Source organism: Sinimarinibacterium thermocellulolyticum, from assembly GCF_040327995.1.
In the GTDB taxonomy this organism is placed as follows: Bacteria; Pseudomonadota; Gammaproteobacteria; order Nevskiales; family Nevskiaceae; genus Solimonas; species Solimonas thermocellulolyticum.
In genome coordinates, this window is sequence record NZ_JBEPIJ010000031.1 from 1 (window position 1) to 13,760 (window position 13,760).

Below are 13,760 nucleotides of genomic sequence, written 5' to 3' on the forward strand. Positions count from 1 at the left end.
TTTGAGCGTCCGGACGATCTGGGTTTCAGTGAATTTGCTCCTGCGCATTGAAAGCCTCCTGGGGCGTGTAGTTTGCCCGGAGACCTCCAGTTATCCTTGGACCGAGTTTAGGGGGAGGCGACAATTGCCACCCCTCTCCTGATGAATCCGTGGTTGATTCAAGCTGCGACCCACCGCAGCCGGTGTTCGTCCAGCTTTTGCACCCGTCCGTGGCTGCCGATTGGACTGCGACCCGGGGCAGTCAGCCAGTTGATCGTGTCCCTGTCACCGGCGGGAACACGCGCTAACAGTCGTTCACCGATCGGGGTGCGCGCAATCACCGCCCCAAAGTCCGGCTGCATTTGCCGGTCGTAGAGGACAGTGAACGTCTCCACCGTAGCTTCACCCTCGTACCAGTGCAGGAGCTCTGGGACGACACTCATCATCAGATCGGCGCGCGCCTGCACACAGGGGTTCATGTCGTCGAACGCGCCCTCGTCCGGACACCTCGACAGCACGAGCGCATGATGCTTGGTCAAGTACTCGCCCTGTCCGTACAGCAAGGCTGGGCGCTCATCGGCTTCTCGCAACACACGCGTCATCGCCACTGCCGCGTGACTCATGTAGTTGTTGAGCGGTCCGCCGAAGAAACTCAGCCCGCCCGTCACAGACACGGAGGTGTCGTCAGGCAAGCCGAGCGCATGCAAAGCCATCTTGGGCACACAGGGGAAGCAACTGTAGATCTCTAGCGCCTGAAACGCCTGCGCACCCCCGACGCGTTCGGCGACGCTCTGCAGAACGGCGGTCTGCGCTGCCGAGCGCGAATAGCTGTCCCGCTGCAGATAGTCCCGGTGCTCGCGGGCATACGCACCGCCCCAAACGTGGATCATCCGGTCGTCCGCAACACCCATCTCGCGGGCTCGCGCCCGATTGGTCAGCAGGATCGCGGCCCCTTGATTGACCATTGGATTGGCCACCATGCGCTTGCAGTAGGGCCATGCCACCCAGCGATTGTCCGCGTCGGTGTTCAGCATCTCCTCGGGTCTGTACGTCCGCTGTGACCACGCGAAAGGCTGGCGTGCGGCGATTGCCGAAAGGCGGCTGTACATTTCGGCACTTTCGACAAGCGCCTCGGCCTGCGTTTTCCCGCGCGCAGCGGCAAAAGCATTCTCGAAAAAAGGATAGACATGTGCTGGTTGAACGACGCCACAGACCAGGGCCGTCTCGCTCACAAAGTCGCGTCCAGTCGGAGTCTTGGCGGTCGAATCCCGATGCTGCCAGGGCAGGGGCACATTGGACTTCCAGGCTGCGGCAGTTGTGTACGCGGCCTCTGCACCGACGACAGCCACGACCCCGGATGCGCCGCTGGCGATTCTTTGCGCCGCTTCATGAAGACAGCGGATCGGCGTCTCGCCACCGTCTTCGCCGTAGAAGCGATGGGATGCCGGCATATCGAGCCGCCACGCAAGCAAGCCCGGAGGGTCAACGTATGGCCAGGAGAATTCCCGCACGACGTACAGGGTGTCGACATGTTGTAGCAATGCGGTGCCTGCGTCCTGCTGCGCGGCTTGCAGGGCCTCTACCATCAGGGCCATCGGCTCCTTTGCCTCGGCAAGCGAGCGGCCTCTGTCGATGCTCTCCCCGACCCCGATGATGACTGGCTGACGGTCCAGGAATTTGCGCATGGTTCAGCGTTGCGGTGGGTTCGAGGGGTGAGCTACCGTCGCTTTGCCGGACCGCTCGATGCGAACCGGCGTGCCATTGAGCAAAGGCACCTGACTGAGTGGGTCCAGTTCGTCGCCGGACACCAGTGCGTTGCGGTTGACGCCGGTACGCAAGACAGTGCGCTGTCCGCTGGGGTCGAAGAGACCCGAGCCCCAGCCGTGCTCGAAAACCACGACGCCCGGGCGAATCCGATCCGATACCAATGCTTTCGCCGGCAGGCGCGCAATCCGCGACACGACCTGCACGGCATCGCCATCGGCCACCCCAAGCGCATCGGCGTCGGCGCGCGCGATCTCGACGACATCGGCCAGCAACGGACGGGCGTCCAGGCCGGTCGTGTCGGTCAGCCAGGAATTCATGTTCTGCAGCCGACGACGGGAAATCAGCTGCAATGGAAATTGCGTGGGTGCACGGCACAAAGGTGTCGACAGGCACTTGCGCAGTTCCTCGGCCAGTCGCGGCGGACACAGGTGAATCTTGCGATCCGCAGTGCGAAGCGCCCCCCAGAATGCACCGTAGCGCTTGTCCTCGTACATCAGCCCGTGGGGATGCGCAGCCACCTCGGACCAGGTCACCTTGCCGCCCATGCGCAGCATCAGGCGCGTAAGCCACGCTGGCTTGAAGGCCAATGCATCGCGGCCGGTCAGGCGCGCCAGGGCGCGCGATCCGCGGATCATTGCGTTGAACCAGGGCTTGCCAAACAGGGGGACCCGCATCTCGAGCGCCAGTTCCGCGAGGAACTGCCAATCCGGCCTCACACCCGACGGCGGATCGACCACGGCTCGTCCCATCTGCACGAAGGGCCGGTCATGGAATGAGGCCAACAAGGGATGCAGTTCCGTTCGTTCCAGAAAGTGGACGGCCGGAATCAACCAGTGCGCGTGCCGATGACTCTCGCGCTGGAACAGATCGATCGAAACCAGCAAATCTAGCTTCGACAGGGCGCGATCCAGACGTGGCCCGTCTGGCCCCGAGATAACCGGATTACCGCCGTGCATGATCAGCGCGCGAATCTGACCCGGCCCCGGCGTTTCGATCTCGTCTGGCAGCTCGGCCAGCGAGTGCGCGCCCGCGACGGGCGGCAAGCCTCGCACCCGACTCGGGGTGGTGCTCGGTCGGAACATCCGTTCGACCGCGCCGATATGGTCGAAAACCCCGGGATTGAACGTGCGCCCACCGGGTCGCTCGATGCGGCCGGTGATCACGTTGAGCACCTGCCCCAGCCACTCGGCCAACGTGCCGTTGCGCGATTGCCCCGAGCCCGTTCGCGTGACGCAATGCGCGCTCGGTGCGGTCGCAAAGCGTCGCGCGACCTCCTCGATGGTGCTAACCGGCACGTCGCAGCGCTGCGACAGTGCATTCAGGCGGACACCGGCCGCCAGCCCACGCAGCGCATGAAGCCCGGTAGTGCGCGCCAGATCCTCCGTGTGCAGCCAGTCCTCACGAAAAATCACGTGGATCAGGCCCAGCAGGAACGCCCAGTCTTCTCCGGGGCGAATGGCCACATGCAGGGTGGCCTTGCTGGCGGTTGGACTTCTACGGGGATCGACGACAATCAGATCCGCACCGGCTGCCTTGGCGGCGAGCATCCGCTTCCAGCCGTCCGCCGCATGTCCGACCCAGCCATGTGCCGATTCGGCAGGGTTGGTGCCGATCAGTAAGAAGCAGCGACACGCATCGACGTCCACGTTCAGCGCCAGCCACGGTGACCCGTACATCTGTTCGGCCACAACGTGCAGGGCGTTGGTGTCTACGGAGGCCGCGAAGTAGTAGTTGTGGGTCGGCAGTCCTTTCAGAAAGCCCGATAGGAACGTCGCCGACTCGAACGAGAACGACTGCGGGTTGCCCGAGTACGCGGCGATCGCGTCACCGCCATATCGTTCACGAATGCGCTGGAGGCGTGTTGCGATGTCCGAGATCGCTTCCTCGTACGTCGCCGGTTCGTAGCGGTCGTCGACCTTGCGCATCGGCGTCTTGATCCGCAGGGGATGGTAGATCGTCTCGGCAGCACGGGCACCCTTCACACAGAAGTCCCGCCAGTTGTAGGGATGCGCGCGATCGGGCTGGATCTCGATCACCCGCCCGTGGTCGACGCTGACCGCCAGGCCGCAGCACTGCTCGCAGATGTGGCAGAAGGTGAATCGCGTTTCAGCCATGACACGCTCCTGTGCGTGCAACCCCAGCGTCCGGCATTAGTTTACTAATTACTAGTATTGTCTTACTGCAACGCGAATCTCAAGCCGGCACCCCGTGGCGGGCAAGTCATTGCGCGCCGCAACGCGCTCGCGGGCAGCCGTGGCGATCGGCCGATTCGCGCGCATAAGCAACAGAGGTGACACGCCACAAGCCGCTGCGCGCCGCTGACGCCGAGCGCGTCATCCGCTACCGGCGTACACTCGCTGCCGGTGGACGCAAACTCGTTCCAATCGGCATCGCAGGTGAGGGGGCAGTACGCAGATGAACAAGAAACGGAGTGCGGTCGTCGTTCCCGAACAGCGCGTGGAAGACCGGATCATTGATGCGACGGTCAAGTGCTTCAGACGCTTCGGCATCAACAAGACGTCGATGGACGACATTGCCAAGGCGGCGAAAGTCTCACGTCCGACGATCTACCGCTACTTCCCCTCGCGAAACCACCTCGCGATCGAGGTGCTCGTCCGCGAGATCCGCGACCATACGCGCTTGGTCGTACCGGTGCTACAGGAACACCGGTTTCCGCCGCGGGCACTGATCGAAGGCATCATTTTCGACATTGCCACGGCGAAGGAACATCCGTACACCGGCATCATCGTCAGCGATGCGGGGACCGAACTCCTATCGTCGGTCGCCGGCAGCGAAGACGCGATGCTTGCCGCCATGTCCGAACAATGGCTACCGTCGCTGACACGCTGGCGCGAGGACGGTTACCTGCGTGCCGAACTGAAGATGGACGACGTGCTGCTGTGGATCACGCTGTACATGCACACTTCGCTCGGCAAGAGCTTCATCGCCATGACCGAGGAACGGATGCGGCGCATGATTCGAACGCTGGTCGTGCCCGCCCTGTTCGACATGGACAAGCTCAAGCGCGATTTCCCAGAAGAGTTCTGAGCATCCCAGGCCCCCATACACGTGTCCGACGTTCGCGAAGGAACGACGATGGGTTACAAAGGCGAACGGCAGCGACGGTATGACTCCACTGATTGGTGCAAGTCGCGCAGCGTTATGGCGCTACGCGGCGAGCCCGCTTCTGAAAGCGTTACCGCTTTCGCGACGCGAGGAAAGCATCGAACGTCTGCGCCGCCCGCCCAGGACGCAGCGGCCCACTCATCACCGCGTTTTCGGCATCGAAGGCCTGTTCCAGACTCCGACCGGCTCTTTCGCGAATCAGCGCCTTGTGCCACCGGACGCCGGCCGGTGGATGCATCGCGATCTGCGCCGCGACGTTCAGTGCGGCGTCGACGACCGATCCATTCTCGGCGATCGCATTCAGCAGACCGCAGGCTAACGCCTCGCGCGCAGGAACGACGCGCGCGGTCATCACGAACTCCAAGGCTTTCGCTGGGCCGATCAGCAGCGGCAGTTGCCAGGTGTTGTTGACACCGTTGTAGGCCGCTGCGGTGAAACGGAACTCGCTGTTGAGACCGCCGATCCGCAGGTCGCACAGCGTGGCGAGAATCGCGCCGCCGCCATGGGCCAGGCCATTCACCGCAGCGATCAATGGCTTGGGGAATTTCGCCAGCCCCAGCAACAGACGCTGCCGTTGCAGGTAGTTCTCGAGTAACCGCGTCTCGTCGAAGCCGGCGAGCTCCTTCACATCGTATCCGGCGCTAAATGCCTGCTCGCCTTCTCCGGTGATGACGACGGCGCGCACGGCCTGGTCCGCCTCGGCCTCAATCAACGCCTGGTCGATCGCCTGCTGCAGAGCCGTGGTCAGGGCATTGCACGCCTGCGGACGATGTAGGCGCAACAGGCGCACGCCTGCCACTGGGCTTTCGATCTGCAGCGCGTCCATCGCGTCCTCTAGCATTTTCCGTCCACATTGTTACACTAAACAATATCTGTCACTGGTTTATTGCAGTGACGTGCGACGCTGGTCGGCACGGGGCCCGGCCACACCGCGGAGGAGACTCGCCCATGACGAAGCGGACAGTTTACAGTTTCTGCCATTACTGCATGTGCCTGTGTGGCACGCGGATCACGGTCGAGAACAACAAGGTCCTGTCCATCGAACCGGATCGCGATAATCCCTTTAGCTGGCGGGACTTCTGTCGCAAGGGTAAAACCGCTGCACAAGTCGTCGACCATCCTCGCCGGATCAAAACGCCGCTGAAGCGTGTCGGTGAGCGTTACGTTCCCGCGAGCTACGAGGAAGCCGAGAGCGATATCGCCCAGCGCCTACTACGGATCATCGAACGCCACGGGCCGGATGCCGTCGGCAGTTACAGCGGTAATCCGCTTGGCTTCAATTTTTCCGGTTCGATCTTCTGGAACGGATTGCTCGACGCGATCGGCACCCGCAATCGCTTCTGGGTCGGATCGGTCGACCAGAACAACACCCATGTCGTCATGGAACAGATGTACGGCACGGAGATGCTGGCGCTGATCCCGGATGTGGACCACGCCGACTGCTTCGTTCTCGTTGGCATGGACCCGGCGCAGAGCAAGTTCGTCTGGGTCGAGACCGTTCCGGATGGCTGGAACCGCGTTCTGGCGGCCCAGCGTCGCGGGGCGGATCTGATCGTCGTCGATCCACGCCGCTCGACCACCGCCGAGGCCGCCAACACACACGTGGCGATCCTGCCGGGCACCGACTGGGCCTTTCTGCTCGGTGTGCTGCACGTCCTCTTCGCGGAAAAGCTGCAGCGCTCGATCACCGCAGTCCCCCTGAAGGGAGTCGATGAGATCCGCGCGCTCGCGCTCTCCGCCTCGCTGGACGACCTCGCCGACCGCTGCGGTGTGCCGGCAGAGACGATCCGCGACGTCGCGCGCCGCTTCGGTCGGGCTCAGCGCGGAATGTGTCTGACCCACACCGGTGTGTCGCATACGCCAACCGGCACGCTCGCCGAATGGCTGGGCGCAGCCATCAATGCCGTCACCGATCGACTCGACCGTCCCGGCGGAAAACGCGTGGAACGGGGCTATCTGGACCTTGCCCAGATCTGGTCAAAGTTCGCGCCACCCGTGAAACACCGTACGCGCCTTCGCGACAATCCGACCATTGCCGGCTTCCATTCCCTTGCCGAACTCGCCGACGAGATCACGACGCCCGGGGAGGGTCAGATCCGGGCAATGCTGATCGCTGCGGGCAACCCGGTCGTATCCGGGCCGGACGGCGCGGCACTGGATCGGGCATTTGCACAGCTGGAACTGCTGGTTGCGATCGATCTCGTGCAGCGTGAAAGTCACCGACATGCACACTGGCTGATTCCCGGCACGCACTTCCTCGAACGCGAGGGTTTACATCCCTTATTCGCGGGACTGACCGAGCTACCGTTCGCCCAATACGCCCGTCAGGCCGTGAAGCCGCCGACGGGCGTCAAGGAGGAGTGGCAGTTTTTCATGGACCTTGCGCTTAGGATGGATCGCAATCTGTTCGGCAAACCGGGCGTCAATGCCTTCATCCGCGCGAGCCGGTGGCTCGCGCGAATGACGGGCAATCCAGAGCACGCGATGAATCCCCGTTGGATCGAACGTCTGCTGGTGATGTCTGGGCGACGCCTCAAGTACGACGACATCCGCAAGCACGAGCACGGTTGGCTCTACGGCGAAAAAGAGTACGGCCACTTCGCCAAGGCCTTGCGCACACCAGACAAATCCGTCCACTGCGCACCGCCGAAATTCCTCTGGGCATTGCAGCAAACGCTCGCCGAGCGGAGTACGCGAACCCGTGCGGAGTATCCGATGCTGCTGATCAATCGCCGCGTGCGTGAGTCGATGAATTCCTGGCTCAACGAAACCGAAGGGCTATTCGCGCAACAGCGCTACAACGTGGCTGAACTGCATCCGGACGATGCCATGGGTCTGGGCATCGTCGACGGCGAATGGGTTCGTATTCATTCCCCGGCGGGGCAAATCGAACTTCCCGTCCGCATCGTTCCGGGCGGCCGAGCCGGCGTCGTCACGGTTCCACACGGATGGGGCTCGGCGATCTATGACCCGGTCAATAACGATGCACCGGTGCGACTCGGCGCCAATCGCAATTTGCTGATCGACCGCCACGAGATCGACCCGTTCTCACAGACGCCAGCCCTCAACGCCAAGCCCGTCAGGATCGAGCGCATATCCCCTGGGTTGGGCCCGAGGGCGGACGCCACGACCCAAGCCCTGCGCGTGGAGGCCTGAACCATGGCCTACGTGATCGTCGGCACCTGCATCAACGATGCCGCCTGCGTCGACGTGTGCCCGGTGGACTGCATCCTACCGCGTCCGAACGATCCCCGGTTCCGCGAGGCCGACATGCTGGCGATCGATCCGGCGGCCTGCATCGACTGTAATGCCTGTGCCGAGGCCTGCCCGGTCAACGCGATTTATTCCGAGCATCGGCTACCGCAAGCATTGCAGCGTTATCGCCGGATCAATGCGGAACTCACGGGGCGGGCGGTGACATGAAAGCACCATCACATCCGCTCAAGGTCGCCATCATCGGCGCCGGCGCCGCCGGTCTGTACGCTACGACCGAGCTTCTGCGACGGGATGCGTGCGCCCGTGTCGATCTGTTCGACCGTCTGCCGACGCCTGGCGGCCTGGTGCGCTCCGGCGTGTCGCCCGATCACGCGGCACGGCGCGAAGTGTCCGCGGTGCTGGAACGCATGGCGGTGGCGAGCGGCCGTTTCCGCTACTTCGGCAATGTGGCGTACGGCCGCGAGCTCACGCTCGATGATCTCCGGCGCCATTATCACGCGACGATTTTTGCTTGCGGCGCCGTCGAAGACCGTCGCCTGGGCATCCCCGGTGAAGATTTGCCTGGAAGTCATGCGGCGACCCATTTCGTGGGCTGGTACAACGCTCACCCCGATCAGGCCGAGCGGAGATTCGATTTCGACTGCGAGCGGGCAGCCGTGATCGGTAACGGCAACGTCGCGCTCGACGTCGCCCGAATGATGCTGCTGCCCATCGATCTCCTGCGCCAGACCGACATCGCCGACCATGCCCTCGACGCACTGTCGACGAGTCGCGTACGAGAGGTTGTGATCCTCGGCAGACGCGGACCGGCGCAAGCCTCGTTCACCGCGCCCGAGTTACTCGAACTCACGCACCTCCCCGGGGTCGCCGTCGAGATCGACGGCGTGATTCCGGACGACGTTCCGGCCTCGCTGCCCGCGAGTCAACGTCTGCGGCTGCAAATACTGCACGAGCTTCGGTGGCGCAGGTCCGCGCCGGCACCGCGGCGCCTGATCCTCCGGTTCCAGCGCTCTGCGGAAGCACTGCTGGGCGAGGATCGCGTCGTTGCGGTCCGACTGGTCGAAAATCGCCTCGTCGACGACGGCAGAGGCGGTATCAAGGCCGAACCCGGATCAACCGTCGAAACACTCGAGGTCGGCCTGGTTTTTCGCTCGATCGGATATCGCGCGTCCGCGCTTCCGCGACTGCCGTTCGACGACTCTCGCGGGGTGATTCCAAACCAGGCCGGTCGCGTGCAGGGCGAGGACGGACTCGTCCAAGGTTTGTATGTCACCGGCTGGATCAAACGCGGCCCCAACGGCGTGATCGGCAGCAACCGCTTCTGCGCGCGTGAGACCGTCGACGCCCTGATGGCGGATGCCGGCAGCCTCAAAGCCCGACCTCCTATGGACTTGCACAACGACTTGCCCGGGTCCCTGCAACGACGCGGGATCGGCATCACCGACCATCGAGGCTGGCAGCAGATCGATCGCATCGAGCGAGAACGTGGGCTTGCCAGTGGCAGACCACGACGGCGCATCGCTGCGCGTCGCGAACTGCTCGCCATCGCCGCATCCGGCCCGGCCTGAGGGCACGCATGTCCACACTTGATTGCGACGTCCTTATTCTGGGGGGCGGTACAGCCGGCAGTGTGCTCGCGGCGCGACTGACCGAGGACCCGAGACTGCGCGTCACCTTGGTGGAAGCCGGAGGAGAAGCGGGCTCGCTGCTGGTCCAGTTACCCGTCGGTTTCGCTCGGTTGATCACCCATCCGCGCTATGACTGGTGCTACCGACAAGTGCAGGATCCCAGCATTCACGGGCGCCGGTTCATCTGGTCCGCCGGGAAGCTGCTTGGAGGCAGCAGCTCAATCAACGGTCAGGTCTATATCCGCGGCATGCGGCAAGATTACGACCGCTGGGTCGCCGCCGGTGCCCGAGGCTGGGGCTTCGACAACCTACTACCGTACTTTCGGAAATCCGAGGATTGGACCGGGACACCGCATCCGGCACACGGACAAGGCGGACCGATGACGGTGTCGCCGATGCGCGAGCCGCACCCGCTCTGCGCAGACTTCATCGCAGCGTGCGTGGAGTGTGGCCTGCGACGGCTCGACGACTACCATGACGGCGACATGGAAGGCGTGTTTCTCACCGTTGCCACGCAGCGCAATGGCTGGCGTTGCAGCAGCGAGAAAGCCTTCCTGCGTCCGGCACGAACACGACCCAATCTGCGCGTACTCACGCACGCCGAGGCACATGAACTGCTGTTCGAGGGGCGCCGCGCCCACGGCGCCGTCGTGCATAGCCGTCACGGCGAGTTGACCATCAACGCGCGACGTGAAGTGATCGTCAGCTGTGGCACGGTCGGCAGTGCGGCCCTGCTCTTGCGTTCTGGCATCGGCCCCGGCGCGCGACTGCAGCAACTCGGACGCACTGTCCTTCATGACCTCCCGGGTGTCGGGCAGAACCTGCAGGAACACCCCGGCGTCGGCCAGAACCGCTACGCCCGATGCGCGACGATTAACTCCCAGATGAGGCCGCACCACATGCTTGCGCACCTGTGGGCATTTTTGAGTGCACGCAAGGGCGTACTGACTGCTCCCGCGGTTCAGGCAATGGGCCTCGTACGCATGCAGGCGGCAACAGATGTCCCTGACGTCCAACTGCATTTCCTGCCGCTGAGTTACGACATCGAACCGGACACCTTATCGACCGCTAGCGCGTCGATGTCCAAGCAGCCGACCGTCACCATCCTGACGACGCTGTGCCACCCGTATTCACGCGGTCACGTAGAAATCGACGAGCGTGGTGCGCCACGGATCGCGCATCCGCTGCTCGGCGATCAGCGGGATGTCGACACCCTCGTGCGTGCACAGCGCTTCGTCGTCGACCTTTTCGAGACCAAGGCGATGCAGCGCATCGTGAGCGGCTTGCGCACGCCCGAACGCCTACCTGAGACCGATGACCAATGGGCGGAGTACGTGCGCTGGAAAGCTGCCCCCGCCTATCACCCGGTCGGCACCTGCCGTATTGGTATCGACAGCACCGCCGTGGTCGATCCATCGCTTCGGGTCCACGGGATCGACCGCCTGCGCGTCATCGATGCCTCGGTCATGCCGCTGCTGCCAAGCACCAACACAAACGCGCCGACTCTCGCGATCGCCGAGCGCGGCGCGGACCTCGTTCGGCAGGACCTTCGGGAGAATGTGTGATGCACTTCAGCCGATATATCCGCTTCTGGGCCCAGCGCCGCGGCGATGCGATAGCGATCAGCTGCGCCGGACAGCGATTGACATGGCGTGAAATCGATCGCGACTCGGCCGTCCTCGCCGGCTGGCTGGCAAGCCAAGGCGTGCACCGTGGCGACCGCCTCGGTTGCCTGTTAGGGAATTCCCTCGCGTGGTGCGTGGCATTCTTCGCAAGTCTGCGCATGGGCGCAATCTTCGTGCCGCTAAACCCCCTGTTCGGGAGATTCGAGCTCGAACAGATCGCACTCGATGCCGGATGCGCAGCCGTGCTCAGCACTCCCTCGTTGGTCGAGCGCATAGGCATCGTCGACCGTACCCAGCCTACCGATCGCCCGCGGCTGTATCTGCGCAACGGGGCACAAGCCTGCGACTACACCGATGCGCTCGCCACCTCGCTACCTTTCGAGGAGCGCGATTTGTCCGACGACGACGTCATGATGATCTGCTACACCTCGGGCACTACCGGCGTACCCAAAGGCGCAACCTTTACCCACCGAGCGGTCGATGCCGCGATGCAAGGCCTCATCCTGAATTTCGGCCTGCGCGGCGCGGAGGAACGGTTTTTGATCCTCGCTCCACTGGCATTCACCGGCGGCGTCATCTCGAACCTCGCGCCGATGATCGTGGTCGGCGCCAGCACCTTCCTCGAGCCGACGGTCGACCCGGCGCGTGCATTCAAGCTGCTCACGGAAGAGCACATCACCTACTTCGGTGGCGTGCCAGCGCTCTGGGAACGCATCGCGATGGCGCCTGGATTCACCGAGGCGCGTTTCGACGAACTGCGAAGTGCCTATACCGGCGGTGCGCCGGTACCGCGCCCGCTGCTGGAGAAATTCCTCGCCAAGGGCGTCACCATCCGTCAACAGTATGGGTGCACGGAGGCTTGCGGCGGCGTATCGTCTCCCGATGCAGCCGAAGTTGCACGTAATCCAGTCAGTTGCGGACATGCCTTGCCCGGAGTCGAGATCGAACTACGCGACGAACATGGGCAAACGACGCCTCGTGGAGAAGTTGGAGAAATTTGTCTTCGAGGACCACAGCTGATGTCCGGCTACTGGAACAATGAGGCTGCAACGCAAGATGCCTTCGACGGTGACTGGTACCGCAGCGGCGACCTCGGACGGTACGACGAGCACGGCGGCCTGATCATCGTCGACCGAAAAAAGAACATGCTGATTTCCGGTGGGGTGAACATCTACCCCGCGGAGGTCGAACGTGCGCTCGCCAGCATTCCAGGCATCATCGAATGCGTGGTGTTCGGTCTGCCCAGCACCCGGTGGGGCCAGGAAGTCGCGGCGATGGTCTACGCTCCAGACCTCAACGACGCCGACCTCATCCGCGAACAGGCGCGCCAGCTGCTAGGCGCGGTGAAAGCACCCAAGCACCTGCGTCTGAGTCCGCAACCCCTACCCAAGACTCCGTCGAACAAGATCGCGCGCACCAGATTGCCGGAACTGTTCGCGTCGCTCAGCTGATTTCGGTGTCTGCGCTTCCCATCTGCATTGAGCAGATCGCGGCCGATTGGCTTGGCGCCGCCTTGAACGAACGATCTCCAGGCGTAACCCCCTCCTGACCCCGGACGACCGGTAAGTAGAACTTTCTGGCATATTCATCGCAGTCAGGAGGTTTCATGAAGGAGTCGAGGTTTAGCGAGACGAAGATCGTCGTGTTCGCCGCAACGTCGGCGCGACTCGCTCTTCAGAAACTGATGCGGGCTCGCAGCCCATACATTCGCGGATCGTTGTTGACGGTCAGCGATGATCCGAAATCGGACACAAAGGCGGTCTCGGCGTAGATCTCGTCGGTAATGTTGCTCACGTACGCAGTCAGTTCCAACGCCCAGGGTTCGTACAGCCAGCTCGCGCGGGCGTTGTACAACTGCAAGGCATCGCGTTTCGAGAACTCGGAGTTCTGCGGCAGGAAGAACATTTCGCTGGCATAGCTCGTGTCCACACCGAACTCGAGCGCATGCCCACCGTCGAGATCTATGCGCTGATTGATTGCCGCGACCCAGGACAGCTCCGGGACACGCGGGATGCGGTTGCCGCTCAGATCGCGCGGCGGCAGGGTCGCACCACCTTCGCCGAATGCCAGGCCGGTGGCGTCGTCGTAGCCGCGTCCATTGACGAACTCGGTATAGCGGGCGTCGATGTACGCGGGCCCGCCGGTCACGACCAGACCCGGGTTGAGCTCCGGCATCGGCAGCAGCAGGAAGTCGAACTCGACGCCTTTGATCTCCGCCTCACCAGCATTGATGTAGTCGACGACACCGCCGGTGATGATCGAGACGCGGCCCGATAGGGGATTTTTCTGGATGGTGCGTAAGCTTCCCCGCCGCGGCGACAACTTGAAAGTAGAGCTTTCTGGCATCGTACAGCCAGGAGGTTCTGATGAAGAAGTCGCGTTTCACCGAAACCCAGATCGTTGCGATCCTGAAGCACGC

Annotated in this window: 10 protein-coding genes; 6 read left to right on the forward strand and 4 right to left on the reverse strand. The window is 63.3% G+C overall.

The window, feature by feature from the left end:
- Positions 1-158 precede the first annotated feature (158 nt).
- Both ABSH63_RS15360 and ABSH63_RS15365 read right to left on the reverse strand, forming a co-directional pair.
- Entirely contained in the window at positions 159-1,664 is a 1,506-nt protein-coding gene (locus tag ABSH63_RS15360) for an acetyl-CoA acetyltransferase (protein ID WP_352890939.1), read from the reverse strand.
- A gap of 3 nt (positions 1,665-1,667) precedes the next feature.
- The gene (locus ABSH63_RS15365; protein WP_352890940.1) at positions 1,668-3,860 is read right to left on the reverse strand and encodes a molybdopterin-containing oxidoreductase family protein; all 2,193 of its coding nucleotides are present in this window, start codon (positions 3,858-3,860) and stop codon (positions 1,668-1,670) included.
- 301 nt (positions 3,861-4,161) lie between these two features.
- Here ABSH63_RS15365 and ABSH63_RS15370 point away from each other — a divergent pair, with 301 nt between their 5' ends.
- Positions 4,162-4,794 (forward strand): TetR/AcrR family transcriptional regulator, encoded by a 633-nt coding sequence (locus tag ABSH63_RS15370; RefSeq protein ID WP_352890942.1) that lies wholly within the window; start codon positions 4,162-4,164, stop codon positions 4,792-4,794.
- Positions 4,795-4,942: 148 nt separating this feature from the next.
- Here ABSH63_RS15370 and ABSH63_RS15375 read toward each other — a convergent pair whose 3' ends face one another.
- Positions 4,943-5,698: an enoyl-CoA hydratase/isomerase family protein gene (locus ABSH63_RS15375; RefSeq protein ID WP_352890944.1), complete on the reverse strand. Its 756-nt coding sequence runs from the start codon at positions 5,696-5,698 to the stop codon at positions 4,943-4,945.
- Between the two features lie 122 nt (positions 5,699-5,820).
- On the opposite strand from ABSH63_RS15375, the gene ABSH63_RS15380 reads away from it, so the two are divergent.
- From ABSH63_RS15380 to ABSH63_RS15400, 5 genes are read left to right on the forward strand one after another with little or no spacing between them, the layout of a single operon-like run.
- Entirely contained in the window at positions 5,821-8,028 is a 2,208-nt protein-coding gene (locus tag ABSH63_RS15380) for a molybdopterin-containing oxidoreductase family protein (protein WP_352890945.1), read from the forward strand.
- Positions 8,029-8,031: 3 nt separating this feature from the next.
- Positions 8,032-8,295: a 4Fe-4S dicluster domain-containing protein gene (locus ABSH63_RS15385; RefSeq protein ID WP_352890947.1), complete on the forward strand. Its 264-nt coding sequence runs from the start codon at positions 8,032-8,034 to the stop codon at positions 8,293-8,295.
- Positions 8,292-9,656: an FAD-dependent oxidoreductase gene (locus ABSH63_RS15390; RefSeq protein ID WP_352890949.1), complete on the forward strand. Its 1,365-nt coding sequence runs from the start codon at positions 8,292-8,294 to the stop codon at positions 9,654-9,656. Before ABSH63_RS15385 ends, ABSH63_RS15390 begins: the two co-directional genes overlap by 4 nt.
- Positions 9,657-9,664: 8 nt before the next feature.
- Entirely contained in the window at positions 9,665-11,281 is a 1,617-nt protein-coding gene (locus ABSH63_RS15395) for a GMC family oxidoreductase (RefSeq protein WP_352890951.1), read from the forward strand.
- Positions 11,281-12,792, forward strand: coding sequence for a class I adenylate-forming enzyme family protein (locus tag ABSH63_RS15400; protein ID WP_352890953.1), 1,512 nt, complete (start codon positions 11,281-11,283; stop codon positions 12,790-12,792). The genes ABSH63_RS15395 and ABSH63_RS15400 overlap by 1 nt, the downstream gene beginning before the upstream one ends.
- A gap of 223 nt (positions 12,793-13,015) precedes the next feature.
- Here ABSH63_RS15400 and ABSH63_RS15405 read toward each other — a convergent pair whose 3' ends face one another.
- Positions 13,016-13,687, reverse strand: a complete 672-nt coding sequence (locus tag ABSH63_RS15405) for a TonB-dependent receptor domain-containing protein (RefSeq protein WP_352890955.1) — start codon at positions 13,685-13,687, stop codon at positions 13,016-13,018.
- Positions 13,688-13,760 lie beyond the last annotated feature (73 nt).

Bases quoted from the DNA above. Each gene is read 5' to 3' on its own strand.
- ABSH63_RS15360 (WP_352890939.1), bottom strand. From the start codon at position 1,664: ATGCGCAAATTCCTGGACCGTCAGCCAGTCATCATCGGGGTCGGGGAG.
- ABSH63_RS15365 (WP_352890940.1), bottom strand. From the start codon at position 3,860: ATGGCTGAAACGCGATTCACCTTCTGCCACATCTGCGAGCAGTGCTGC.
- ABSH63_RS15370 (WP_352890942.1), top strand. From the start codon at position 4,162: ATGAACAAGAAACGGAGTGCGGTCGTCGTTCCCGAACAGCGCGTGGAA.
- ABSH63_RS15375 (WP_352890944.1), bottom strand. From the start codon at position 5,698: ATGGACGCGCTGCAGATCGAAAGCCCAGTGGCAGGCGTGCGCCTGTTG.
- ABSH63_RS15380 (WP_352890945.1), top strand. From the start codon at position 5,821: ATGACGAAGCGGACAGTTTACAGTTTCTGCCATTACTGCATGTGCCTG.
- ABSH63_RS15385 (WP_352890947.1), top strand. From the start codon at position 8,032: ATGGCCTACGTGATCGTCGGCACCTGCATCAACGATGCCGCCTGCGTC.
- ABSH63_RS15390 (WP_352890949.1), top strand. From the start codon at position 8,292: ATGAAAGCACCATCACATCCGCTCAAGGTCGCCATCATCGGCGCCGGC.
- ABSH63_RS15395 (WP_352890951.1), top strand. From the start codon at position 9,665: ATGTCCACACTTGATTGCGACGTCCTTATTCTGGGGGGCGGTACAGCC.
- ABSH63_RS15400 (WP_352890953.1), top strand. From the start codon at position 11,281: ATGCACTTCAGCCGATATATCCGCTTCTGGGCCCAGCGCCGCGGCGAT.
- ABSH63_RS15405 (WP_352890955.1), bottom strand. From the start codon at position 13,687: ATGCCAGAAAGCTCTACTTTCAAGTTGTCGCCGCGGCGGGGAAGCTTA.